The organism is Spirulina sp. LEGE 11439, from assembly GCF_059821285.1.
Genome location: NZ_JCAMRX010000029.1, coordinates 33,705 through 59,645, shown reverse-complemented (window position 1 = coordinate 59,645; position 25,941 = coordinate 33,705). Strand labels below are relative to the sequence as shown.

Annotated in this window: 22 protein-coding genes and 1 pseudogene; 13 read left to right on the top strand and 10 right to left on the bottom strand. The window is 45.1% G+C overall.

Going from position 1 to position 25,941, the window contains the following annotated elements:
* Positions 1-332 precede the first annotated feature (332 nt).
* From AC6RV6_RS18495 to AC6RV6_RS18485, 3 genes are all read right to left on the bottom strand, one after another.
* Positions 333-488 carry a hypothetical protein gene (locus AC6RV6_RS18495; protein WP_500242352.1) on the bottom strand — a complete coding sequence of 52 codons (156 nt, stop codon included), beginning with the start codon at positions 486-488 and terminating at the stop codon, positions 333-335.
* A gap of 288 nt (positions 489-776) precedes the next feature.
* Positions 777-2,645, bottom strand: a complete 1,869-nt coding sequence (locus tag AC6RV6_RS18490; RefSeq protein ID WP_500242351.1) for an SUMF1/EgtB/PvdO family nonheme iron enzyme — start codon at positions 2,643-2,645, stop codon at positions 777-779.
* 3 nt (positions 2,646-2,648) lie between these two features.
* Positions 2,649-2,975, bottom strand: a complete 327-nt coding sequence (locus AC6RV6_RS18485; RefSeq protein ID WP_500242350.1) for a Pepco domain-containing protein — start codon at positions 2,973-2,975, stop codon at positions 2,649-2,651.
* A 128-nt stretch (positions 2,976-3,103) separates the two neighbouring features.
* Between AC6RV6_RS18485 and AC6RV6_RS18480 the strand changes: the two genes are divergently transcribed.
* Positions 3,104-3,934 (top strand): Uma2 family endonuclease, encoded by an 831-nt coding sequence (locus tag AC6RV6_RS18480; protein ID WP_500242349.1) that lies wholly within the window; start codon positions 3,104-3,106, stop codon positions 3,932-3,934.
* Here the strand turns inward: AC6RV6_RS18480 and AC6RV6_RS18475 are convergent.
* The gene (locus tag AC6RV6_RS18475; RefSeq protein ID WP_500242348.1) at positions 3,905-7,015 is read right to left on the bottom strand and encodes an efflux RND transporter permease subunit; all 3,111 of its coding nucleotides are present in this window, start codon (positions 7,013-7,015) and stop codon (positions 3,905-3,907) included. The genes AC6RV6_RS18480 and AC6RV6_RS18475 overlap by 30 nt on opposite strands.
* A 103-nt stretch (positions 7,016-7,118) precedes the next feature.
* Positions 7,119-8,552 (bottom strand): efflux RND transporter periplasmic adaptor subunit, encoded by a 1,434-nt coding sequence (locus AC6RV6_RS18470; protein WP_500242347.1) that lies wholly within the window; start codon positions 8,550-8,552, stop codon positions 7,119-7,121.
* A 247-nt stretch (positions 8,553-8,799) separates the two neighbouring features.
* Here AC6RV6_RS18470 and AC6RV6_RS18465 point away from each other — a divergent pair, with 247 nt between their 5' ends.
* From AC6RV6_RS18465 to AC6RV6_RS18455, 3 genes and pseudogenes are all read left to right on the top strand, one after another.
* Positions 8,800-9,786 (top strand): Rpn family recombination-promoting nuclease/putative transposase, encoded by a 987-nt coding sequence (locus AC6RV6_RS18465; RefSeq protein WP_500242374.1) that lies wholly within the window; start codon positions 8,800-8,802, stop codon positions 9,784-9,786.
* Between the two features lie 46 nt (positions 9,787-9,832).
* The gene (locus tag AC6RV6_RS18460) at positions 9,833-10,081 is read left to right on the top strand and encodes a hypothetical protein (RefSeq protein WP_500242346.1); all 249 of its coding nucleotides are present in this window, start codon (positions 9,833-9,835) and stop codon (positions 10,079-10,081) included.
* Positions 10,078-10,425: pseudogene (locus tag AC6RV6_RS18455) on the top strand (type II toxin-antitoxin system PemK/MazF family toxin). The gene AC6RV6_RS18460 and the pseudogene AC6RV6_RS18455 overlap by 4 nt, the downstream one beginning before the upstream one ends.
* A 16-nt stretch (positions 10,426-10,441) precedes the next feature.
* On the opposite strand, the gene AC6RV6_RS18450 reads toward AC6RV6_RS18455, so the two are convergent.
* Both AC6RV6_RS18450 and AC6RV6_RS18445 read right to left on the bottom strand, forming a co-directional pair.
* A complete protein-coding gene (locus tag AC6RV6_RS18450; RefSeq protein ID WP_500242345.1) occupies positions 10,442-13,351 on the bottom strand; it encodes a tetratricopeptide repeat protein in 2,910 nt (969 codons plus the stop codon).
* Between the two features lie 160 nt (positions 13,352-13,511).
* Complete coding sequence (locus tag AC6RV6_RS18445; RefSeq protein WP_500242344.1) at positions 13,512-13,667, bottom strand: hypothetical protein; 156 nt, start codon at positions 13,665-13,667, stop codon at positions 13,512-13,514.
* A gap of 113 nt (positions 13,668-13,780) precedes the next feature.
* On the opposite strand from AC6RV6_RS18445, the gene AC6RV6_RS18440 reads away from it, so the two are divergent.
* The gene (locus AC6RV6_RS18440) at positions 13,781-13,957 is read left to right on the top strand and encodes a hypothetical protein (protein ID WP_500242343.1); all 177 of its coding nucleotides are present in this window, start codon (positions 13,781-13,783) and stop codon (positions 13,955-13,957) included.
* Between the two features lie 106 nt (positions 13,958-14,063).
* Here the strand turns inward: AC6RV6_RS18440 and AC6RV6_RS18435 are convergent, their stop codons facing one another.
* The 3 genes from AC6RV6_RS18435 to AC6RV6_RS18425 all read right to left on the bottom strand — a co-directional run bounded on the left by AC6RV6_RS18435 (position 14,064) and on the right by AC6RV6_RS18425 (position 17,167).
* On the bottom strand, positions 14,064-15,479 hold the full coding sequence (locus AC6RV6_RS18435) for a di-heme oxidoreductase family protein (protein WP_500242342.1): 1,416 nt from the start codon (positions 15,477-15,479) through the stop codon (positions 14,064-14,066).
* 75 nt (positions 15,480-15,554) lie between these two features.
* On the bottom strand, positions 15,555-16,751 hold the full coding sequence (locus AC6RV6_RS18430; protein WP_500242341.1) for an imelysin family protein: 1,197 nt from the start codon (positions 16,749-16,751) through the stop codon (positions 15,555-15,557).
* 272 nt (positions 16,752-17,023) lie between these two features.
* Entirely contained in the window at positions 17,024-17,167 is a 144-nt protein-coding gene (locus AC6RV6_RS18425; RefSeq protein ID WP_500242340.1) for a hypothetical protein, read from the bottom strand.
* A 308-nt stretch (positions 17,168-17,475) separates the two neighbouring features.
* Here AC6RV6_RS18425 and AC6RV6_RS18420 point away from each other — a divergent pair, with 308 nt between their 5' ends.
* From AC6RV6_RS18420 to AC6RV6_RS18385, 8 genes are all read left to right on the top strand, one after another.
* Entirely contained in the window at positions 17,476-17,697 is a 222-nt protein-coding gene (locus AC6RV6_RS18420; protein ID WP_500242339.1) for a DUF2811 domain-containing protein, read from the top strand.
* Positions 17,698-17,710: 13 nt separating this feature from the next.
* Positions 17,711-17,938 carry a hypothetical protein gene (locus AC6RV6_RS18415; protein WP_500242338.1) on the top strand — a complete coding sequence of 76 codons (228 nt, stop codon included), beginning with the start codon at positions 17,711-17,713 and terminating at the stop codon, positions 17,936-17,938.
* Between the two features lie 85 nt (positions 17,939-18,023).
* Positions 18,024-18,590: a PEP-CTERM sorting domain-containing protein gene (locus AC6RV6_RS18410; RefSeq protein WP_500242337.1), complete on the top strand. Its 567-nt coding sequence runs from the start codon at positions 18,024-18,026 to the stop codon at positions 18,588-18,590.
* Between the two features lie 427 nt (positions 18,591-19,017).
* Entirely contained in the window at positions 19,018-19,818 is an 801-nt protein-coding gene (locus tag AC6RV6_RS18405) for an SDR family oxidoreductase (RefSeq protein WP_500242373.1), read from the top strand.
* 29 nt (positions 19,819-19,847) lie between these two features.
* The gene (locus tag AC6RV6_RS18400; RefSeq protein WP_500242336.1) at positions 19,848-20,411 is read left to right on the top strand and encodes an NADPH-dependent FMN reductase; all 564 of its coding nucleotides are present in this window, start codon (positions 19,848-19,850) and stop codon (positions 20,409-20,411) included.
* Positions 20,412-20,511: 100 nt separating this feature from the next.
* The gene (locus AC6RV6_RS18395) at positions 20,512-21,303 is read left to right on the top strand and encodes a carbonic anhydrase (RefSeq protein ID WP_500242335.1); all 792 of its coding nucleotides are present in this window, start codon (positions 20,512-20,514) and stop codon (positions 21,301-21,303) included.
* A 157-nt stretch (positions 21,304-21,460) separates the two neighbouring features.
* A complete protein-coding gene (locus AC6RV6_RS18390; protein WP_500242334.1) occupies positions 21,461-24,148 on the top strand; it encodes an MGH1-like glycoside hydrolase domain-containing protein in 2,688 nt (895 codons plus the stop codon).
* A gap of 170 nt (positions 24,149-24,318) precedes the next feature.
* Entirely contained in the window at positions 24,319-25,770 is a 1,452-nt protein-coding gene (locus tag AC6RV6_RS18385; protein WP_500242333.1) for a deoxyhypusine synthase family protein, read from the top strand.
* Positions 25,771-25,941: the final 171 nt, after the last annotated feature.

The window sequence follows — 25,941 nt, the reverse complement described above, 5'->3', positions numbered from 1 at the left end:
ATTTAGTTTAACAAAGTAATTGTTCTCATTTTGTAAAGTTTTCCTGTTTTGCGATCGCATTTGCTGAGAATTATTTTGCTAGCAGTGCGATCGCACGATCTCCGATCCTCAAACAAAATCGCAAACAACATTGATTTTCTAATTTGCGATCCGTCAGGGAATAAAATTCCCTGTCTCATACGAGAAGTCCTCTCAAGAGGACTGAATTCATAAATTGAAGGTAAAATCTCGCGGTTTCAATCCATTTTAATGGATTTTTTGTATGAGACGGGGATTTAAAATCCCCGGCGGATCGACAATGAGAGCATCAATGTTTTTACAAATTTATGTTCTTATATCAAATCTGGAAAATCAACGTTAATATCGTAGGTTGGGTTAGCGACAGCGTAACCCAACGCCAACAACATTAATACTGTTGGGTTTCGTCCCTCTACCCAACCTACATCGCTAATTTGCGATCCGTCAGGGAATAAAATTCCCTGTCTCATACGAGAAGTCCTCTCAAGAGGACTGAATTCATAAATTGAAGGTAAAATCTCGCGGTTTCAATCCATTTTAATGGATTTTTTGTATGAGACGGGGATTTTGAATCCCCGGCGGATCGACAATGAGAGCATCAATACTTTTGCAAATTTATGTTCTTAATTTTCGATCGACTCTCATAAATCGCAAGCGAGAAATGGGATTCAATTACCGATTTATTTGCTCGATTTCTGTTAGAAATAAATCGATCGCCTGACGGCGAAAAAAGGGCAAGAGGGCAAAATGGAAAAGGGCTAAAGAGTCCTCGGCTGCACGCGCACAATCCGAAAACCGATATCGTCGTCACGATTCGCGCGATAGTCGTTGAAGCGATACGCGGAACGGCAATACCTCGGAGAATTGTTCCAAGAACCGCCCCGTACTATTGTACTATTTTCTTTGCTCAATAGCTTTTCGAGATTTTTAGATAGATTTTGATAATCATTCTCATTCTCATCCCATACTCTCCCATCCGTTGGCGCACCTTCATAATTATCGTGCCACGGGTCTAAACACCATTCCCAGACATTTCCGTGCATATCGTACAAACCAAAGGCATTCGGATAGGCAAATTCATCAACAGGGTTTGTTTCTTCTCGATACTTTCCTTTCGGTGCATTCGCAAAAGTATAATTGCCATCGTAATTCGCTAAATCTGTTGTTATCGTCTCCCCGAAATGAAACGGCGTTTTTGTCCCTGCACGACAAGCATATTCCCATTCCGCCTCACTGGGTAGTCTGTAGTTCTGTCCTGTCAGTTTAGATAATCTGGCACAAAATTCGATCGCATCGAACCAAGAAACGTTCTCTACGGGTCGTTTATCGCCTTTAAAACGGGACGGATCGCGATCGAGGTCTCTTTCTATGGTTTCCACTCGCGTCACTACTTCTCGCCACTGTGCTTGGGTAATAGGGGTTTTTCCCATGAAGAAGGGTTTTACCGTGACTTGATGTTGAGGATATTCGTCATCATCTCCTTGTCCTTCTGGCGATCCCATCATAAACGTCCCTCCCGGAATTTCTACCATATCGATCGCAACCCCATTCCCCAACTCTTCTCGCTGATAGTTCGCCGATCGCTTCTCCGTCTTAACGATCTGTCCTTTAGCATTAACCATAACCACCTCAAAATCAAAAGCAGGAAGTGGGGGTTTATTGGATGACTTGTTCCCCGTTTTATCTGCTTTTTTAGACATTTGAGGCACTTTTTGAGAACTTTTCCCCCAAATCCGTTTTAATGCCTTCAACGCCTTAGAATTAGCCGGAGAAACCGCCAAAACTCGCACCCATAACTGTTCTGCCAGTTCGTTATCTCCTTCTAGTTCTGCCTCTCTCGCTTCCGAAACCAGCAACAAAATATCTTGTTCCGTTGCCTGTTGGGGGAGGAGAATGTAATGGAGTTTTTGCGCCGGTTCTACGACAGCATACGGCACTTGTCTCGGCTTTTCGTACTGCTGATTCAACTCCGTCACCCGATAGCGCAAACGGTTGTATAAGCGTTCCACCGTCGCACAATTATCCGCACCCCGTATTCGCAACGACTCCAACAGCGCATAAGTAAATGAACCCTGTGCGATCGCTTCAATCTCAAAAGATCGCTCATAAGGACTGCACGCAGAAATAGAAATCGTTCCTTGATGGTGTTCCAACCCGATCGCGCCGGATCTGTCCCCTTGGTTATTCTCATCGCGACAAGCATCGAGAAAAAGAATCACATTATCCGCACCCGATCGCCGCAACCGTTCCGCAATATACCCGATCGCGATCGCCGTTTGCGTCACCAAGCGAGGATTACCCGTACAAGGAACGAGATAATCTTGCCCATTTTTCCGCATTCCGTGACCGCTAAAAAAGAACCAAAAATTATCCCCCGGTTCTAACTGCGGATGCTCAAAAAAGTCGTGCAGAAAAGAAATTAAATTGCTGTAAGTGGGTTGCGTTTCTTGTTGTGAACCATCCGGTGCATCGATCGCAAGAGAATCATCGGCAAAATAAAACACCTCCTCAAATCCCAACTCATCCGCTAAAAAATCCCGCATCAACGCCGCATCTCGCAAAGCAAAACGCAAGGAGGGTAAGCGCTGATACTCATTAATGCCAATGATTAGAGCATGATTTGCCATTATTTAGATATCGCGCTTAAACTTTAATACAATCGCCCCTTTTCCTTCCAAACCAATCCCCGTTCCCATCAACTTTACATTCCCATCCCCGGTAATTTCTACCGACAATTCCACCTCATCCAAAATCATCCCCGTTTTCGTTTCCGCGCGATCGAACATCTCCCCCACCATCTCCACAAAATCCGACATTTTCTCCTTAACCACATCCGCACTCACTTCCACCGTTCGCGCGATCGCTCTTTGTGGTGCGTAAGGATTACCTCTACCCCCATCGACATTGCGATCGCGCGGTTCTGCGGTGACAATTAACAATTTTTTCTCTTCATTCATCACTTATCGCCTTTCAGAAATCTTGGCAAGATTAATTATAGAGGATGAAGAAAGCGATCGCCCTTCACCTCTCGACAGCAAAAAACAATTCAGGTATACTTGTTCTCATCAAGGTTGGAGAAGTCGCCATGTCTGTTGAATTGGTTCAAGAAGCAACCCATCCCGAGGTCATAGATGAGGAAATCCCTCTCCCGCCAAGCAATCTACCCCACGACGATGGAGAACCTTTGGAAAGTAACCGCCACCGCATCGCTATGAACGTCCTTATCGATTCCATTAACCAAGCATACCAAGGACGAGAGGACTATTATGCAAGCGGGAATATGTTCGTTTATTACAGTAGCGCACAAGCGAGAAACAGAGATTTTCGCGGTCCCGATGTCTTTGTGACTCTGAATGTCGATGGCACTCGAGAGCGTCGCAGTTGGATTGTTTGGGAAGAGGAAGGACGCTATCCTGATGTTATTGTGGAATTAATGTCCCCCTCCACTGCAAGCGTAGATACAGGCGTTAAAAAGCAACTTTACGAACGAACTTTCAGAACGCGAGATTACTTTGTTTACGACCCCTTCGATCGCGAATCTTTGCAAGGGTGGCATTTAGGCGCAAACTTGCAATATGAAGACCTAACACCGGGCGATCGCGGCTGGTTATGGTGCGAAAGTTTGGGACTATGGTTGGGAACTTGGGAAGGAACTCTGAAGCGAGAAACGGCGGTTTGGTTGCGAGTTTACGATCGCTCTGGTAATTTGGTTCTCTTACCCGAAGAAATCGCCGAACAAGAGCAAGAACGCGCTAATTTAGCTGAAGAGGAACGCGATCGCGAAAGAGAAGAGAAAGAACGACAACGAGAAAGAGCCGATCGCGCTGAAACTCTTGCAGAGGAGGAACGCCAGAAAAATCAAGCATTGCGCGATCGCTTACAAGAGTTAGGCATCGATCCCGATACGATTTCCTAATGGCTTGCTTTCCCACCGTTGAGAAGTTCGCCGACGATGCAGCAATAAATATACGGAAGGGACGTAATATAACGCCAGTAATGTTGCACCTCCGAGTCCCCCTGCGATCGCGATCGCCAAGGGCGGCCAAAATCCCGTTTTATCTAACAATAAAGGAACGAATCCCATAATCGTTGTGAGGGTTGTGGCGATGACGTGACGAGTAGCTTTCAGGACGACTTCTTCCGTTGCTTTCCGGTTTCCTGCTTTCGCTTGGGGATTCTCTCGCAAAGCAGCCAATACGACAATTGAGTCATTAATGGCTAAACCAACTAACCCCAAAGTGCCTAAAATTGCGGTAAAACCAAATAAGGAATCGAACAGCCAGAGGGCAAAAAAGGCTAATCCCATGGCCGCGATCGCTACCGATCCGATGACTGCGGCTAAACCAAAGGAGTTGAAGGAAAGAACGAGAGTTGCAGACATCAAAATCGCCAAAACCCCAACAGTCGATAAAAGATTGCCAACTGCCGATCCTCGGGCATCCGCTTCTCCCCCATATTCGAGACGATAACCCGGCGGTAATTCCCAACCCAATGTTTGCAGATTTCCCTCAAATTCCTTCAATACCGTATCCGGTAACGACCCTGCTTTAAGAAAGGCGCTGACCGCATTGACGCGCTGACCGTCTCGGTGGGAAATTGAGGCTAAATTTGGCACTAAATTCACATCGGCTAAAGTATCGAGAGGAATCGTCGCGCCATTGTGAGGGGATACGAGGTCTAAAGAAGCAACCCCTGACAAACTCCCTCGCGTTGCATCGGGAACTCGTACTCGAATGGGGATATCTTCCGTATCTTCGAGGATCGACCCCCCGATCGCTCCTTCCAATGCCGCATCTAATTGCGAGGCGATCGCGCTATTATCCAGTCCAGCCCGTCGCGCTTGCACTTCATCTACTGTTAAAGCTAATTTAGGTAAGGTTTCGCTGAGATCGGCGCGGGTGTGAGTGACGGCGGGGAGTTGTGCCAAATAGCCCCGCAGTTCGTTCCCCAAGGTTCGCAGGCGATCGATCTCGGAACCGTATAAGCGCAATTCGATAGGTGCGTCGAAAGGCGGTCCTTGTTCTAATTGTTTGACCAATACTTGCGCTGCGGGGAAGGCTGCATCGAGTTCTTTTTGCAGAGATTGCAGGGTTTCTTGCAGGCGATCGGCGGAATGTAACTGCACGATCGCTTGGGCATATTCCGGGGCATTTTCCCGAGAGGGAATGACGTTGTAGAAGAAAGCCGGCGCACTTTTACCTAAAAACCAATGTACCTCGCTGACATCGGGATGCTGGCGAATTAAATCCCGCGCTTTCAGGATTTGCGATCGCGTTTGGGAAAGGGCGGTTTGCGAGGGAAATTCGACCTCAATTTGAAACTGATCGCGGTTAGTGGGTGGGAAAAATTGCTGTTCTAAAGTGGCAAACTGGAGGAAACCCAAAACGGGTAAAATCAGCGCTAAACCGACCCCCAACCAAGGACGGCGAAAGAGTAGCCGCAAGGTTTGGCGATAGACTTCTGTTAAGCGAGAATTCCCGAAGCCCGATCGCAACCATTGCCAACGCAGCCATGAGATTTGCCAATAATGCAAGCGTCCCACTAACGCAACGATAACCGTTAAAGAGAGAAATAAAGAACTCAACAAGGCTAAAATCACCGTTAAGCCAATCGTGCCGATAAATTCCCCTGTGGGTCCCGGTGAAAAAGCGATCGGCATAAAGGCTAAGACGGTGGTGAGAGTGGAAGCCAAAAGCGGGACGAGTAAATGCTTGACAGTCTGACTAACGGCTTCGGGGGGCTGATATCCTGCTTTTAAACGAGTTTGCATCTCATCCACCACGACGATCGCATTATCGATGAGCAATCCCAAGGCAATAATAATCCCCGTGACCGACATTTGATGTAAAGGGATTCCCAAAACTTTCATCCAGCCAAATACCATCAAGGTTGCTAAAGGTAGCGCCGATCCGACGATTAACGCAGATTTCCAACCCAAGAGAAACAACGAAACCCCAATGACCAAACTCGAACCGAGGATTAAGTTTCCGATGACTCCATCTAGCCGTTGTTGCACATATTGACTCTGATCTAAAATAACCTGTAAGCTCAACCCGTCGCTAAGCTGACCTTGGAATTCTTCAAGAACCTTTCTGGCATCTTTTGCCCAACTATCCACCCGATAATCGGATTCTACCGTTGCAGAGATAGCGATCGCGGGATGACCGTTGACAATGGCAATATCTGAAGGCGGATCCGTTGCGCCTTTTGCGATGGTTGCAATATCTCCAAGGGTTGCCGTTTGTCCGTCCGCCCCGAGTTGGATGGGAATTCCTCTCACTCTTGCTAGAGAATCCAATTCGCTATCGACTTCAAAGAGTAATTCAGAATCTCGGCTGCGAAGTTGTCCCGAGGAAACCTTGGCATCGCTGGCTTGAATTTGTTGTGCGAGATTCCGTGTTGTGAGTCCCAAACGGGCGAGATCTACCGAGGAGATTTCGACCCGAATTTCCTCATCGGGTTCGCCAAAATCCTCAACTTTATCGGTTCCGGGTATAGTCCGAAGGCGATCGCTCAACCCTTCCCCAAGGCGGCGCAAAATGGCATAGTTGGGAGAAGTCTGCAAATCCCACGTTAACCCGACAATTAAGGCACTGGCGGACACGGTATTATCGCGATATTCTGGTTTTGTGGCAGTTGCGGGCAATTCGGGGACGACATCATCGAGACTGCTGCGAACTTTTGCCCAAACGGGATCGACATCGAGAATCGTTTCTTTGAGTTCGACGACAATACGAGAAATCCCCGTACTAGAAGTCGATCTGAGGGATTCAACTTCCTCGAGTTCGAGGAGTTCGTCTTCAATTTTCTCGGTTACGAGAGATTCTATTCGTTCCGGACTTGCCCCCGGCAAAAAAGTGATGACACTCCCGAAACGCTGGGTAATTTGCGGGTCTTCCATGCGTGGGACTGTGAAAAAAGAAGACAGTCCCCAAACAATAATTAAGGTAAGTGTGAGAATTAAAAGTTGGCGATTTCGATAGAAAAGATTAAACATAACAAGTTAAATGAGGAACGATCGGATCGCTATAGAATTACGCAAATACGTTAGGAAATAAAGGAAATGAACCACAGAGTCACAGAGAAACGCAGAGAGAGAACTAATCAGGAGATTCATTGATAATGGATAATTGCCCATTGTTTATTGCTTTCACCCATTGTCCGCTCACAATACGGTGAGTTCCGTCGAGAATGACCCGATCGCCAGTTTGCAATGTGCCTCGGACTAAGACGCGATCGCCTTCTGTCTCGATCAGTTCTACGTCTCGTCGCGCCACTTGATAGATATTCGTTTCTTCTCCGGCTTCTCCGAGAACATAAACCGCCCATAGCCCTCGTTCTCCGGGGATTAGAGCCGTTGAAGTTAATAAAAAGCCTTCTGCGGTTTGAGTTTCTCGTAAGTTTAAACGCGCTGTTTCCCCTACCCGCAACTCTGAGGCGGCTTCCAATTGCAAGATAGCGGTAACGGTGCGGCTGGTGCTGTCGAGTTCTGGTAATAGGGCGCTGACAACTCCTTGATAGGTGCGATCGCTAACTTGGATGAGTTGCTGTGTTCCCACGGTAAGGGAGTCGAGGCGATCGCTGGGAATGCCGATACGTGCCTCTAAGTTTCCCTGTTCCACGAGGGTTAACACGGGACTCCCCACACCGGCGATCGCGCCTTCATCGAGAAATCGTTGACTCACTTTCCCAGAAAAAGGGGCGCGGAGGATGCTTTTAGAGAGTTCGACATCAATGCCTCGGATGCTGGCATCGATTTGCTGAACCCGTGCAGATTGGGCGGAAACCTGCTCTGTTCTCGTTCCGGCTAAAAGTTCGTTAAGATTGCTTTGTGCTTGTTGGAGGCGATTTTGTAGGGCATTGGCGCTATATTCTTCTTGGTCGAGAGCTTCTCGCGAAATAGCTCCTTCATCAAATAAATATTGGCGGCGGGACTGTTTGCGACGGGCAAGTGCTAATTGTTGTTGGATCTCTGCAACGTTGGCACGGGCGGCGTTAATATCTTCTGGTCGCGCCCCAGCTTTAAGTTCTTGTAACTGTGCCTCGGCGGTGCCGCGTTGGGCGATCGCTTGTAATCGTTGCGCGTCCAAACTCCTGGTATCGAGGCGGGCGAGGGGTTGTCCGGTACTAACGCGATCGCCTTCATCGACGAGGACGGCGACGATGGTACCTCCGCGTTCAAATCCCAAGTCACTGCTGCGTCGTGCGACCACTTCCCCGCTATAGGTGCGTTGGGTGGTGTAGCTGCTGACGGGCTGTACAGTGAGGGTTCTTACGGGAATGCTTTGCACTTCGGGGGCGGGTGCTGGGGGAGAAACGAGGATTTGACTCCTGACGATCGCAGCGATGGGGATCGCAGCGAGGGGAAGCAACCAATACCACCGGAAAGAAGGCAATTTCTTGAGGGGCGATCGCTTTTGCGGGGGAGCGATCGGCGAGATTTTACTGGGGTTGAGGTCGCCAGTGTCAAGGGTTTCGGGGGAAATCTTGACTGCCGATTCTGCTACTTCGGACACCGTTGCTTCGGAAGTCATGGTAAAAATACCCAATTCATTGTCTACAACAATTTTTATTCAATTTGTTGTATATGTTTTTGAGTCTATACTCAATTTATTGGCTATGTCAAGGACAATTTAGGAATTGGCGATCGCGATGAAATTATGGCGGTTTTGGGGTGTGGAGGGGGCGAATTTGAGCGATCGGTTTTTTTGTGAGGCGGGAGATTCGCGATCGCTACCTAAAAATAGTACAATAAAACCTAGATTCGATTGCCAAGTGCCAATGATAGACCACGATCGCTTATTTAAGGAACTGATTTCGACATTTTTCTGGGAGTTTATCGAACTCTTTTTACCTGAAGTGTTGGAATATGTAGAACGAGATGAACCGATCTTTTTACGAGAGGAAGTTTTTACCGATGTCACCACTGGAGAAAAGAAAAAGATCGATCTTTTAGCACAAGTTCGGTTTCGCGACAGAGAAGGGTTATTTTTGATTCATGTTGAAAATCAAGCCTCAACTCAAGCAGATTTTCAACAGCGAATGTTTGCTTATTTTGCTCGACTGCACGCTAAGTATAACTTGCCAATCTATCCGATTGCTATTTTCTCATTCGATACGCCCTATCGACCCGAACCGAATTCTTACCGCGTTAGTTTTCCAGATCGCCAAATTTTGGTGTTTAATTTTGCGACGATTCAATTAAATTGCTTACATTGGCGAACTTTTCTCCGTCAACCCAACCCTGTTGCTGCTGCATTGATGTCAAAAATGCAGATTCAGCCGGAAGATCGCCCCAAAGTTAAGTTAGAATGTTTGCGGATGCTGGCAACATTACAGCTTGACCCAGCACGAACTCAACTCATTTCGGGGTTTGTGGATTCCTATTTAAAGTTAAACGACAATGAAGAACAACTTTTTCAACAAGATTTAGAAAATTTAGGTTTAATTGAGGAGGAACGAGTTATGGAAATTGTTACGAGTTGGATGGAACGAGGCATCGAACAAGGTCTCGAACAAGGTCTCGAACAAGGTCTCGAACAAGGTCTCGAACAAGGGGTTCAGCAAGAAGCTCGAAAAGTAACGTTAAGATTATTGCGGCGGCGTTTTGGGGAACTTTCTTCGGAGTTGGAAACACAAATTCAAGGTGTATCTGTGGAACAAGCTGAGAATTTGTGCGAGGCGATTTTTGATTTTCAATCGGATCGCGATTTGTTGAATTGGTTGCAAGAAAATACAACGGGACAAGGCCAAATTGAACAGAATTAAACTCAATATCGCTTACAATGATGCTGATGGAGCAAAGAGAATCAAAATGATTGAGAATCTAACCCTAAAGGATAAAATAGATCGAGATATAGCAATGCTCAATGAAGAACAACTACAGGAGGTTGTTAAGTTCATTGGTTTTCTGAAATTTAGCTCTCGGTTGAACCATCAAACAGATTTCGATTTAAAGAAGGTGGCCGATCTTTATCAAGAATTTGCAGAAGAAGATCGTAAGATGGCAGAAAAAGGAATCAATGAATATGCAGAATTATTACAATTAGAAGATCGGCAATGAGTATTAAACGCGGTGAAGTTTGGATTGCTACACTCGATCCGACTCAAGGATCGGAACAAGCTGGAGTTCGTCCGGTTATTCTTTTTCAAGAAGAAATGATTTCTCAATTTACCAGTACCATTATTGTCATTCCTTTCACAACAAATCTCAAACGTAGTTCTTTACCAAGTTGTTTATTAATCTCCAAGGATGAAGGAGGATTAAATTGAGATTCGGTTGCTTTATGTCATCAACTCCGTGTTTTAGATAAAGGTCGTTTATCTCGCAAAATTGGTGAGTTAACAGAAGAAACAATTGCTCATTTGGAAAATATTATATTATTTACATTAGGTTATAAACTTTAGGATTTATTGGGATTCTTCAATTTGCTTCTGGGTTAATGAGTTGTTGGAATCTGTCATCGTTGCGAATGCGATCGAAGTCTGTATCGGTTTTCGCCATTTCTCGGTATTTTTCGGGTTCTAATTCTAGGGCTTTCTGTAAGTTTTCGAGAGCAAGTTTGCTGTTTTCTTGTAAAGCATAAGCACAAGATTTATTGTAAAAAGCTGATGCGTAATCTGGTTTGAATTCTATCGCTTTCTCGTAAGATGCGATCGCTTCTTCAACTCTGCCTAAATTGCCCAGAGCAAACCCGCGATTATACCATGCTTGATGGTCATCTGGTTTGAATTCTATCGCTTTCTCGTAAGATGCGATCGCTTCTTCAAATCTGCCTAAATTGCCCAGAGCAACCCCGCGATTATACCATGCTTCATGCTTATCTGGTTTGAATTCTATCGCTTTCTCGTAAGATGCGATCTCTTCTTCAACTCTGCCTAAATTGCCCAGAGCAACCCCGCGATTATACCATGCTTCATGGTAATCTGGTTTGAATTCTATCGCTTTCTCGTAAGATGCGATCGCTTCTTCTACTCTGCCTAAATTGCCGAGAACAACCCCGCGATTATACCATGCTTGATGGTCATCTGGTTTGAATTCTATCGCTTTCTCGTAAGATGCGATCGCTTCTTCAAATCTGCCTAAATTGCCCAGAGCAACCCCGCGATTATACCATGCTTCATGGTAATCTGGTTTGAATTCTATCGCTTTCTCGAAAGATGCGATCGCTTCTTCAAATCTGCCTAAATTGCCCAGAGCAACCCCGCGATTATACCATGCTTCATGGTAATCTGGTTTGAATTCTATCGCTTTCTCGAAAGATGCGATCGCTTCTTCAACTCTTCCTAAATTGCCCAGAGCATTGCCGCGATTATACCATGCTTGATGGTCATCTGGTTTGAATTCTATGGCTTTCTCGTAAGATATGATCGCTTCTTTATACTGCTCTAAATAATAAAAAGAGTTGCCAATATCCCAAAGTAATAAACCACTCATAAATTCTAGATCGGCTAGACAATAGCATTTTTTAGCTTGCTCATTTGCCATTCTCAAGCAATTGAGTTTTTCCCCTTCACGACAATATTTAGATTTATAGAACAAAGCTGCATATTTTGCTAAATCAGCAAACGAGTTAAATATCTTGGTATTTTGCAAACAAATTCTTAATGACTCATCAATTTGCTCTCGAGAAAATTCACGAGACTCCAAGAACTTATAATCTATTGTATCTTTTCCTAAAATCCATCGACCCTCAATAGCGATAGGACGAATTTTAGCTAAAAAATTCCTTGTCGATTCTTTGACGCATAAACGACGCTCCGCATCAAACTCTGCTAAAATTATGGCAACAGAATTTTTTAAAATGTCATCTTGTCTGAGATAACGAGACTCAAAAAGATACGAGAAAAACTGTACCCGATCGCTATCCCGATCCGTATGCAACAGATAATAAATAAACTCTGAAATATTGCCTCGCCAAGCCGAATTTTTATACTTTTCTACCGGATGGCGATCTGAGGGAATTTCCCGATCGGCCTCTTGTTGAAAATAGTCCGCTAAACGGGAATTAATTTGCTCAAAGCGATCGCGATCTTCGAGATAAAAAGATTCTCGAAAAATATCCCGCGCCACATCATCCAAACTCCAACGACGTTGGGCATCTTTCACAAACCCTCGACTACTCAACCATTCAAACCAATTGCGCTTTTTTCCTTCCTTTGACTCCTCTTGGAACTCGGGAAACTCCTGCAAAATATAATTCAATATCGGCTTATTAAACCAACGACAACAAGCCGCCAATTGAGTCGCCAACTTTTCCCGCGTATCTAACCCTTCTAATAATAACTTTTCGATGTCGCGATCGATCGCAGAGAAATCGATCGCTTTTCCTTTGACGACACATTCTCGAATCTTATCGAGATAGTAAGGTAAACCTTTCGTGGCTTTAATAATGATTTCGACCTGAGAAGATTGAGTAATGCCAATATCTTGTAAATATGCGGTAACTTGCTCCTCATCAAAACAAACTAAAGCGCGATCGTAAACTGCATTTTTATCTTGTTGGAGTTTCCGCCACGGTTCTCGCTCCAAAAGATTGCGCCGCCCCGCAATTAAGAGTTTAATCTTAGTTTGGGTTAAATTCGTCCGCGAGAGCAAATATAATAACCAAGTATCGATTTCCGGCGGTGCTTGTTCGTAGGTATCCAAAACCAAAACAATCGGGCGTTTTCTCCTCTGTAAACCCGTTACAAATGCTTCTGTTAACTTCGGTAATGGTTTCAACATCAACTCTTGTAACTCTTGCTTCTCCTTCGTAGCGCGATGCTGTGCGAGAAAATCCTTCCAGCGATCGGCTTCACTCAGCATCATTTTCGCACCCTCGACAATGCGATCGCTATGCTTTTCCGCAACTGTCGCACCCGGTACGCCAAATAAACTCGCTACTTTTGCCCCATTTTGCAACAAACTCGTTACGAGATTGGTTTGTGCTTCCGTCACTGTCGGTTTATCGGGTAGCGGTTGCGATTCTAATTGATGAATCGTTTGGTAATAAAGTTGATAAAGCGATAAAAATGGATCTTTTTTTGAAAACAAATCTCGCCGCCAAAATTTCGGCTCTACCTGCTTGTAAAATTGATTCATCAACGAAATAGGGTCAGAAATTTCCACATTTAACCCCATCGAAATAAAATTAAATGACTCCACCGCAAAATCTGCTTGCTTCTTGCACTCTCGCACCAACCGATCCGTAAGTGTCGTCTTTCCCACTCCACCCACACCCCAAATTTGAAACAGGGTTGGACTATTTTCCGGGTCATTCAACGCCGATACAAACGCAGCTTGCAACTCCTCAGCAGACTTACGGGAAATATAAATAGACTTACCGGACATGAACGAGGTTTCCAGAAAAAATCCCCTCAATTGTAGCGTAGGGACGTTGCATGCAAAGTCCCTACAAAATTACAGGATGTTCCTGAATATAGTTTGTGGTAACTGAATTGGGTATCAGTGGCGATCGCAGAACAAAATCCCTATTCCCAACCTTTCACAGTCACTCGATAATTTCCGTCATATCACATTCCCCTTGCGATCGCACCCAAATTGTGCTGAGAATCATACCGATCGGAAGATGAACCTCACCTATTTTGCCGATCGATCTCATCAGAAATAGGGAAGCGCGATCGCCTTTTTGTTTGATAAAACTCATGGTAAGAGAGGGCTTGCGATCGCGCTATTCCATCGGAAATTACAGGATAGTGGAATTGTAGGGAACAGCATCAACACTCAATTCGCAAATCTCCCCGATCGAGGCCGAAAACCATGAATTCCCAATGGCAAACTCTCTTATTTAAAATGACCTTCTGGTTATTCCTCGAAATCTTTCTCGGTGCTTTCGGACTCGATGGGATGGCAGATTATAGCGAATACGTTTTTGATAAAAAAGCCCTTCGCCAACGTCGCGATCGCATTACTATCATTTCCGGATCTCGTTTCTAATCCTTGAATTTGTGAATAATTGCTGAGTTGAAAATCTCTACACAAACACCTTTCCCTCTCTTTCCTCTTTCTGCGATCGCATTAACGGCGATCGCTTTTTTTTTGTTTATAAAGAGCGTAAAAAGCGAATTAAAGCATCGCGATCGCGCTGACTCATGGCCTGAAATTGCTCCTTTGAACCTTCTGCTTCTCCACCATGCCAAAGAATCGCCTCTTCTAATGTCCTCGCACGACCATCGTGCAGATAACTCGAATAAGGTAGCACAGTTTGAGTCAAACCAATACCCCATAAGGATTGCGTGCGCCATTCTCGTCCCGTCGCCAAGAAATCCGGGCGATCGTCCGCCAACCCTTCTCCCATATCATGCAAAAGCAAGTCGGTATAAGAGTGAATGGTTTGATAGGCCAAAGCCTTAATTTCAGAATTCCCCGTGGAAAGGGTAGAAATGTGACAACCCGCGCAGTCTGCTTGTTGAAATAACTTCTCGCCTCGCTTAACATCCGCATCCTCCAAAAGAATACGACCGGGAACCGCTAAAGTTTGCGCGTAAAACTCCGCATCTTCAAGGGTTTTGCGATCGATGTCGGGTTCTGTGTCCGACTCGGGAAACAAAGGATTCGTGACCCCCATATCGTTCACATAAGCTGAAGCGGTTTGCTGGAGTAAGTTGGGGTTATTCGCCTTCCAACCAAAACGACCCAAAGCGATCGCGGCTTTCTCCACGTCCCAAACTTCATTAACGCGACCGGAAATTCCATCCCCATTGCGATCGTCAGGATCGGCTAAGTCGCGGATAGTTTCCTCGGGAATAGCTTCAAGTAATCCCAACCCAAAAACAGGGGGAGGAATACGCAGAGAAGTTAAGATTTCCGGAGCCAATTTCTCGCCACTGGGAAGAATAATCTCGGGATGAGGCGATCGCAAAGAGTAGGACGTACCATCTTGATATTGACCCGCTTTTTCCTCCCATGCGATCGCAACCGTTGCTTCCGGTTCGTACCCGTAAATGCCTTGGTCTTGAATTTGCGTTCCCAGCCCTTCCACGGGAGGCGCATTCCCCAAGCTGACCGAGGCTTCCGGATGATAGGCCGAGATTGTGGGTTCTTGCTCGGAAACAATCTCACTAGAACGAGTCCGACTATTGCTCACTCGCACCAATAACTGCCCTTTTTCCGGCAAACCGCGACCGTTGCGGATATGACACCCCGTACAAGAAGCATTATTAAACAAAGGACCCAAACCCGGATTAATGCGGGCGGGAGAAGTGACAAAGACCGCATCAAACGCCAAATCTCCCTCAAAATGGCGATCCTCTTCGGCTGCATTTAATCCTACTGAAGGTTGTTCGTAAGCCTTAGAGGTGCGGTTAAAAACTGTCGTTTTGCCTCCGGCTAAAGGGATTTGGGCTGAAGTGGGCGAGATAAAACTCGACAAAATCACCCCCGCTATCAAGGCGATCGCAAACAAGGAAATTAAATATCCCAGAGATTTAACCCGCGATCGCACAAATTTTTCTAACATCAATGTTCTCCTGCTCAAAACTCAAAAAATCCCTTTCCCGCCTCTACTGGAAGCGATCTGCATTGCTCATTAAAATTAGCTTTGTACGAGGGGTAAAACATTCTCTTCCATGGTGGAAAAGAGTTGTAAGATCGCTTCTTGTGCCGTTGCTAACTTCTCCAATGCGACTGTATCGGCGATTTTGGGTTCGATGGGATCGGGAATAGCGGCGACTGCGGCGATCGCTGCGTTCATTTCCTGTTGGATTTGGCGATCGAGGTTGGCATCGGCTCGAGCCACAAAATCGCTAATACTCACACCGCGCGATCGCGTATCGGGAAGTCCGCCTAAATAAGCATTGACCACACTTTGCAGGTTATTTTTGAAATCGCTGAGGGAAGAGTGACTGAAACGACTTTCCAGATCGTCGGTACTTTTGTCCGTTAAAGGAACGCCAATTTTTTCGTTGGCGACTTCATCCAAACAGCCCATCATTCCTTGCAATATCTCCTCTAAAGCAGCTTTTTTCGTGAGGTAAGCAGGATTATTGCGCTCTCCAGCCGTTATTAAAACTTCCCGATAAGGCGGGTTGCCGGCAATTCCATCAACCCAACTGGTTACAAGGTCTTGGGATGTTGCCTCAAATGCCTCGGCGAGTAATTTAAGTAACTCGAGTTTTCTGCGCGAAAAATCCGCGACTGCTTTGTCATTATTGGTTCCAAAGAGCAATAATTCGATCGTGTGAAAGCCTTTTTGGGTCGTTTGCAAATTAGCAACATATTCAGGAGTTAAGCGATCGCGGCTTTTGAGAATCGCTGTAACATCGGTTTCATTCACCGGCCAATCGTCGAGATCGCCATCGTAACCAAGAGAGGATGCGGGACCGAAGGCAAAGGCTTCACTCTGTTCCCACGGAGTCCGTGTCGCTAACCAGGCTACTCGCGCGGCTTTTAGGTTTTCTGAAGTTGGATTGGCGACAAAGCGATCGACGGATGTTTTCAGCACGGTTGCTTGCCCCAAAAGGCGATCGTAGGTGGGAACGATCGTCAAATCGACAAAATCGGTGATGACAGCTTGTTCGAGATTGTGGGCATCTGCGAGGAGAATGCGATCCCTCGGGGCGATCGTAATCGTCCTGTTGCTCTCTTGTTGAGAATTCTGAGAGTTAATTAAGGAATAGCTACCACGACTAAAACCGATCCAGAAGAGACCGCTCAGTGCGATCGCTCCCAGCAAAAAAGGCTTAATTCTGCCTAATTTTAGGCATTGTAGAAATATTTTGGTGAATAACATTATTCGTCCTTCTTGCAAATTACTTTCATTTACTGAAAAATCAGAATAGCTTATTAGGAATTCTTCCTATTAACTATTAATCTTTTTTTTAGATTCAAAAAAGTGAGAATCGATCGCGATCGCTTCTCACAAAAAATAAAGTTTAACTAAAATCTATCCCAGAAAAATTGCGATCGCAAAACCCCGACTGACAGTATATTTGCTCTAAAAACGCGATCGCATTTCTACAAAAATTAATCAGATATTAAATTCGCAATTCTTATTCTTTAACTTCATTTTCCCCCATGAAATCCCCAAGCATTCCACAAAGTTTTCCAGAGTTTTCCACAGTTTACCCAAGGTTTTCCACAAGTTAAGGAAGCAAACAACCAGTATTGCGGTAGGGTGGGGAAATTTTCTTTTTGGCTGCGAATCATGGGTTCTATACTGAGTTTATATAAAGTTAAGTAACAAAAAAAGGCTTGAAAGGCTTGATTCTTCGTAAACCTTTAGTTTTGACAAAGAAATCCGTAACATTTCTCAGCATTGACAAAAACTCCAATTACCCGCGAAATAGTAGAGAAGGGACGAACAATTGGAGAACAACCACATCGAGTTAAAGCGCACTACCTTCCATCCAATCTCAATCCATCCATCCCCGTCCAAGTATCGAGTTTTAACGTTGTAGGGAAGTCTTTTCCCTCAGCGATGTCCCCCCCACGTTATCCAGTCCAGCGAGGTTGTCATGAATAGTACCGTTAGCATTTTGGCAGAAATTCCCGAAGATCTGCACCAATCCTTAAAAACTTATTTAGATGCTCATCCCACATGGGATCAAGACCGTGTATTCGCGGCGGCTCTTTCTTCATTTTTGTTACAGAACAATAACGAGAATAAACCTTTAAGAGAGACTCAAGATTATCGTGCTTGTGCGAGAGTTTATTTAGAAACCCTTTTTCACTCTTAAAACCCAACTTTGATTGTTATTAATTTTTGGTTATGCGATCGCCCATAATTTGGGTGATTTTTTTTGCAATCTCTATATTTTTACACTTCTTAGTCTAATTTTTGAGACAAAGTTTTCCGATTGTAACAGGGTGATTCTTTCGATCGTCTACATGAGTTTATGGCAGTATAATTTAGATGAGAACTTGTTGGTTTGGGTGTGTGTCCTCAAAGAGAATTTTAGCGATCGCAAGATTCCCTAAAGTCCTTAAAGGATTTGGCTGTTCGTGAATTTTTCATCCTGTCAGGTTAATGCGTCTAGCCCTTGATTCAGTGAGGTGTTTGACAATGATTACTCTCTACAAACTGGCAATTGCAACAACCGTTACCCTTCTCGGTTTAACTGCGATCGGAACAACTTCCACCCAAGCAGCCACCATCACCTATGATTTTACCGTCGAGGTTTTGCATGGTCCGTTATCGGACAATGAGTTTGCAGGTTGGTTTAGCTTTGATAATACCAACTTCACAAAGATGGGTTCAGAGCGTTTCGATGTCCTCAACGACAATTTACAAATCGAGTTTTCTTTCTTAGGGGAAACCTTTAATCAAAATGACGAATCTGGGGAAATATTCGGTCGCACATCTCCCGTCCCCAATGTCTTTTTTCTGAATGACGAGTTGCAAGGATTATCTTATCGCGTAGACGAAGTGCGAGGGTGGAATACTACACCCATTCCCGATCCTATCCAAGACTTCACCATTTTGGACAAGGGTTTTGGTTACAGGACTATAAATGACGAGATTGTTTTAGGAGGGAAAGTAGAATACACATTGCGCGTTCCCGAACCTAGCACGATTCTTGCTTTGGGGTTCTTAGGCGCTGGATTCTTTCTGAAAAAGAGAAGGACATGAACTGATGAGCGATCGCTTGAGTTCTGCCGTTTAAGTATTTTATCCCTATCGTTTAAACAGATAGGGAATTCCTTTCAAACAAACTTTCAAACAAATCGAAATCGTAAAAATGAGTGTTTGCTCAAAGAAAGACTATTATTTTAATAATTGAGAAAAGAGTTCATCGCGAAACTTATTAATTTTGTTGAAGAGAATATTAAGCGATCGCCGGATTTCTTTCATCTCATCTCACCCTACAAAAAGAGCAGGATTTTTAAGTTTTGTAACGCGATCGCCTGAAAAAACGACTTTTTACGATCGCAGCCCCAACAGCCTCGCAAAAAACCAATTTTTCCCTACAGACAAGTCAGCAAATCGCCCTTATCATAAAAATCGAGTTCATCACCGACCAACTAACAATCAACTACTCATAACCAACCCGAAAATCATGCCAAGTTTAGAAGGTCAAGTCGCCCTCATTACGGGGTCGAGTTCCGGCATCGGTGCAGCCGTTGCTAAGTGCGTTGCGGAAGCTGGAGCAAAAGTCGTCGTTAACTACTCCCGCAGTTCCAAGGGTGCAGATGCCGTCGTCGAAGAAATTAAAGCCAAAGGTGGAGAAGCGATCGCCATCCAAGCCGATGTCAGCCAAGAAGAGCAAGTGCTGGCCATGTTCGCGAAAATGTACGAAGCCTACGGAACCATCGACATTCTCATCAACAATGCCGGCTTGCAACGGGATTTCAACCTCGTAGACATGAGCCTTGCAGATTGGAATAAAGTCATCAGCGTTAACTTAACCGGGCAATTTCTCTGTTCTCGGGAAGCCGTTAAAGAATTTCTCCGTCGCGGTATTGTTCCCGATCGCTCCATTGCTGCCGGAAAAATTATCTGCATGAGTTCCGTTCACGAGGTGATTCCTTGGGCGGGTCATTGCAACTATGCCGCTTCTAAAGGCGGTGTCAGCCTGTTAATGAAAAGCATGGCTCAAGAACTTGCACCCCAAAAAATTCGCATCAATAGCATTGCTCCCGGTGCGATTCAAACCCCCATCAACAAAGAAGCATGGGAGACCCCCGAAGCCCTCGAATCCCTCATGACCCTCATCCCCTACAAGCGCATCGGCGTTCCCGAAGATATCGGTAAAGCAGCAGTGTGGCTTGCTTCCGACGATTCCGACTACGTTCAGGGTGCGACCCTCTTCGTAGACGGCGGCATGACCCTCTACCCCGGTTTTGAATCCGGAGGCTGATTCGATTTGTAATTACCCATTACCGACCCATGAGCAATTTATTTATTCCCGTTATTTTGGGAACGGTGCGTCAAGGACGAATGAGCGAACCCGTGGCTAAATTTGTGGTAGAACGAGTTCGCCAAACCGAGGGCGTTACCACCGAACTCATCGATATTCGCGCCCTGCCCATTCCCCTCAACGATGCGGGACCCAATGCCAAAATACCGAGTTTTGCGGAAACTGCAGCCCGTGCCGATGCTTACATCCTCGTCGTTCCCGAATACAATCACGGTTATCCGGGGATGCTCAAGCACGTTCTCGACCTCAACTATAAAGAATACCTGCATAAAGCCGTTGGGGTTTGTTCGGTCTCAGCCGGTGGCTTTGGGGGCATCCGAGCAGTGGACTCCCTCCTGTCCTCCTTTAAAGCATTTGGTTTAGCCGCGACAGTTGCAGATTTTAATGTGAGCAATGTTGCCACACTTTTCGATGAATCCGGACGGATGACAGAGGAAGCAACGGCAACTTATAGCCATCGCTTCGACCGATTCCTACAGGAATTACTCTGGCTAGCGAAAACCCTTAAATACGGAAGAGAGCATTTTTCCTGAATTCTCGCTTGGGATTCTTAAATTTGTTTAACTTTTGGGAGTCCTCGATCGAGGGATTGCCATATTAGTAAAACATCTAACACAATTCACAAGAAAATTCATGAAAAAGTCAGTGAAAAAAGCATTCTTTGCTCTGCCGATCGCGGCCATTTTGGCCACCCTGCCCTTAGCTGTGAAAACTGTTTCCGAGGAAGGAAAACCCCATTGGACTTACGGTGGTGCAGGCAATCCCACTCGCTGGGGAGAACTCTCGCCAGAATACGCCACTTGCTCTCGCGGTCAAGCGCAATCTCCCATCGATCTCGTCCGTCAAGGAAACGGAACCAAAGCAAGCGCGATCGCCACTAGCTACGAATCGACCCCTCTCGCCGTGACCAACAACGGCCACGCCGTGCAAGTGAATTATATCCCGGGCAGTTATGCCACCATCGGCGGAGAACGCTATAAGTTACTGCAATTCCACTTCCATACCCCTAGCGAACATACTGTGAATGGCAAAGCCTCAGCTATGGAAATGCACCTCGTTCACCAAAACGATGCCGGAGAATTAGCTGTCATTGGGGTTCTCATCGAAGAAGGAGCAGCTAATCTCAACTTGGCTAAAGTTTGGGCAAATATTCCCACAACCCCCGGCACGAGTCCAGTAGCCGGTTCGATTAATGTCAAAGATTTGTTGCCCTCGGACACAACTTACTATCATTACATGGGATCTTTAACAACGCCTCCTTGTAGTGAAGGTGTGCACTGGAATGTGATGACCTCGCCCATTACAGCTTCAGCCGAACAGATCGCGCAATTTATGTCGATTTATCAAGTCAACGCCCGACCCGTTCAAGCCACCAATAACCGGAGTATTGACGTACTAACTCCAGCCGTTCCCGGACTGTGGTAAATCCCGGTTATTAAGCAAAAAGAGGGGTTGTCTATCCTCTTTTTATTGCAAACTTAAATGCGATTTGTTTCTATTGAAGTTAATTAAGGAGTGATGAGTTAGAAATCGGGAATCATTAGCAATTAACAACTAACAACCAATAACTAATAGTAATAACATGAACTCAGAAGAACTCCGACTTGAGGAAGATCGCACTCAAAAAGCACCGTGGAAAAAATGGGGTCCGTATCTCAGCGAAAGACAATGGGGTACGGTGCGCGAAGATTACAGCGCCACAGGGGAAGCATGGGACTATTTTACCCACGATCAAGCCCGTTCTCGCGCCTATCGTTGGGGAGAAGATGGCATCGGTGGTATTTCTGATGACAAACAGCAATTGTGTTTTGCGATCGCCTTGTGGAATGGGAACGATCCTATTCTCAAAGAACGCATTTTTGGCTTAACTGGCAGCCAAGGCAATCATGGGGAAGATGTCAAAGAATATTACTTTTATTTGGACAGTACCCCCACCCATTCCTATATGAAATTTCTCTACAAATACCCTCAAGCCGAATACCCTTACGGCTGGTTAGTCGACGAAAATAGACGACGCATGGGGGAAGACAAACGCGGAGGAATGGAATTTGAATTATTGCATACTGGCATCTTTGACGATAATCGTTATTTTGATGTTTTTGTCGAATACGTTAAAGCCGATGCCGAAGATATTCTCATCAAAATTAGCGTTAGCAATCGCGGCGATGAAGCAGCAACATTACACCTTCTTCCGACTCTTTGGTTCCGCAACACATGGGCTTGGGATCGGGAAAATATTCAGAAACCAACCTTAACGCAAAAATCGACAACATCCAATTACAGTTGCGTGGAAAGCGATCGCTCGGTTTTAGGCAAGACTTGGTTTTATTCCCAAGGAGATGTCCCACTTTTGTTTACAGAGAATGAAACCAATAACGAGCGTTTATTTAATGCGCCCAATCAAACGCCTTACGTTAAAGATGGTATTAATAATTATGTCGTCCACGGACAAAACGATGCGGTTAATCCCAATAAAACAGGAACTAAAGTTTCTCCTCACTATGTTTTAGAAGTTGGTGCAGGACAAACCAAAGTTATTAATTTACGCCTTAAGGCTAACGTGAATTCTAGCGAACCTTTTGGCAATGAATTCGAGCGCATTTTTGCGACCCGCAAGCAAGAAGCCGATACATTTTATAACGATATTGCTCCGAAAAATCTGGATAGCGATCGCTGCAATATTCAACGTCAAGCCTTTGCGGGCATGATGTGGACAAAGCAGTTTTATAACTACAATGTCCGGGACTGGTTAAATGGCGATCCCGATACTCCCAACCCTCCCGAACAACGGCAAAAAGGACGCAATAGTGCTTGGCCGCATTTGGAAAATGAAGATATTATTTCCATGCCGGATAAATGGGAATATCCGTGGTTTGCAGCATGGGATTTAGCCTTTCACTGCTTGCCCATTGCCCTCATCGATCCTGAATTTGCCAAGCACCAACTCGATATTATGACGCGGGAATGGTATATGCACCCCAATGGGCAAATTCCCGCTTATGAGTGGAATTTTGGCGATGTGAATCCCCCCGTTCACGCTTGGGCGACATGGCGGGTTTACCAAATCGAACGCAAGAAAAAAGGCAAAGGCGATCGCGTTTTTCTCGAACGGGTTTTTCAAAAGTTATTATTGAATTTTACTTGGTGGGTGAACCGCAAAGATATAGAAGACAATAATGTGTTTGAAGGTGGGTTTTTAGGATTAGATAATATTGGTGTTTTCGATCGCAGTTCTCCTTTACCCACCGGAGGCTATATCGAACAATCCGACGGCACCAGTTGGATGGCCATGTATTGTTTAAATATGCTCACCATTGCCCTCGAATTGGCCAAAGAGAATCCCGTTTATGAGGATATGTCTACGAAATTCTTCGAGCATTTTCTCTATATTGCCGATGCCATGAATCATATCGGCGACGAACGAACTCAACTTTGGGATCCTGAAGATGGTTTCTTCTATGATGTTTTGCAACTCGACCATCGGCAAGTGCGCTTAAAAGTGCGATCGATGGTGGGTTTAATTCCACTTTATGCGGTGATGACCATTGATGCCGAGACCCTTGACAAACTTCCCGGTTTTAAAGAACGGGTAGAGTGGTTTATTGCCAACCGCGAAGATCTCCGGCGCAATGTTGCCTGCATGGAAACCATCGGGACGGGGGCGCGGCGGATGTTGGCACTCACTTACGCTACCCGCGAAAACTACGTTCCCGAAGATCGCTTTCGCCGCATCGTCCAAAAACTCTTAGATGAAAGCGAATTTTTCGGCGATTACGGCATTCGCGCCCTATCTCGCTATCATGTCGATAACCCCTATAGTTTCCATGCCGACGGGCAAGAATATCAGGTGAACTACGAACCCGCAGAGTCCAGTACGGGTTTATTTGGCGGGAATTCTAATTGGCGCGGTCCCGTATGGATGCCTGTGAATTATCTGCTGATCGAATCCTTACAAAAGTTCCATCACTACCTCGGGGATGATTTTAAAGTAGAATGCCCCACGGGTTCCGGCAACTGGAAGACGCTTTGGGATGTTTCCCTCGAAATGTCTGAACGTTTAATTCGCATCTTTACCCAAAATGAATCGGGTCGCCGCCCTCTTTATGGTGCGACGGAAAAGTTCCAAAACGATCCCTACTGGAAAGATTTAATTCTCTTTAACGAATACTTTCACGGGGATAATGGGGCAGGTATCGGTGCAAATCATCAAACCGGATGGACGGGTTTAATTGCCAAGTTAATTCAACAAACCGGGGAATACGAAAATTAAACAAGAGAGGATAAAAGATGAATATTTTTTTCATTTTTTATCCCTATCTTAAGAGGAGAATTCAAGAAGCGCGATCGCAACTTAACGATTGCAAAAATCCGCAATGATTGTCAAACGATCGCACTTCCAGTAGACTCTACGATAATGTCTCACTAAAATTTTCCGATCGCATGACTACTATCGACTCTTTTGCCAAAGAACTCCAACTTCTCGATTTACAGAAATGTCATTCCGTTGGCGATATTGTGGAAGCCATGAGTCATTGCTCTTTTGGCGCAAGGATGCTGGGAGAAACTACCGCTAAAATTCACGATTGGATTGTTAGCAATGAAGTCCCTATTGCTATTTATGATGGGAACTCGGACAGTGCGATCGGAAAACTATTACAAGAGATGGTCGCCCGCAAATGGTTGACTCAAATTGTCCCACCGCGAGACTACACGCAGCCTATTTTTGGCGGAGAAAATGCGATCGCGATCGGGGTATATTCCGAAAGTGCAGCAGAGAATATTTACAACATGCCCAAAGAGGCAATTTTTATCAATCAATTTGGTCTGGTGAAACCCGGTCAAACGACAGATGGCTATTTTCCTAATGTTGTTTTTTCCGATCCCAATTTTGTTCTGCCCGTGATTTTTCAAGCCCTAGATGAATGGTTAAACGGTCAAAAAAATTCTGTTACCGATTTCATTGCCACTTTAACAAAGTATGAAGGACTGGCAGTCGAAGTGAGTTCGGGCGCTCAAACATTACTGGCGATGATCCGCGATCGCGATTGTATGGTTTTTCTCACCTTAAGCGGTGCCATGACCATTGCTAAAATGGGTTTGGTTCTTTGCGATTTAATCGATATAGAAGCCGTACAATCAGTGTGTAGCACGGGTGCTTTAATGGCTCACGGATTAGTAGAAAGTGTCGGGTTAAAACATTTTAAATACAACCCCAATGAAGATGATGAAAACTTGGCAAGTCGCAGACTCAATCGTGTCACCGATACCCTCGAACCTGAAAGTAATTTAGATGAAGTAGAAGGGATTATTAGCAAAGTTCTCGATCGTTATCCCGATGGAAAACCCATGAGTCCAACTATGTTTCATCGTGTAATTGGCGAGCATCTTGCCAAAGAATATCGCGAATTGCGAGGAATTTTAAAATCTGCTTACGAAAAACAAGTTCCCGTCTTCGTTCCCGCTTTTGTGGATTCGGAAATTTTTAATGATGTTTATATCCACAACCGCAAGCGGGAAATGCAAGGACGCACGCCAATTTCTATCAATCTAGAACTCGATACCCAATTGTTACTCGAACAAATGGGGACAGCAAAAAAACTGGGTATTTTTACAATTGGCGGAGGAGTCCCGAGAAATTTCATTCAAAATGCCGCGCCTTTACTGGAAGCAATGAACGAACGAAATGTTTCCGATTATCCTGATAAACAGATATTTTATGGCTGTCGTATTTGTCCCGATCCCATGTATTACGGCCATTTATCAGGATGCAGTTATTCTGAGGGAATGTCGTGGCGAAAAATGGATACACAAGGGCAATTTAGCGAAATTCATGCCGATGCAACTTTGATTTTACCGTTCTTGGTTAAATTTGTGATGGAGTCTCTCGCTTAAGTTTTACTCGTTGAGAGTAAAATCGAAAAATGTGTTAACAATTTAGGAGTGCGATCGTGAACAATAAATCACTGACTGCTTACGTACAAACTGAAGACAATGGTCGATCGCGATTTAAAAAATGAAATCCAGCAACATTATCGTGAAAAAATCTCAAAATTCGCTCAAACT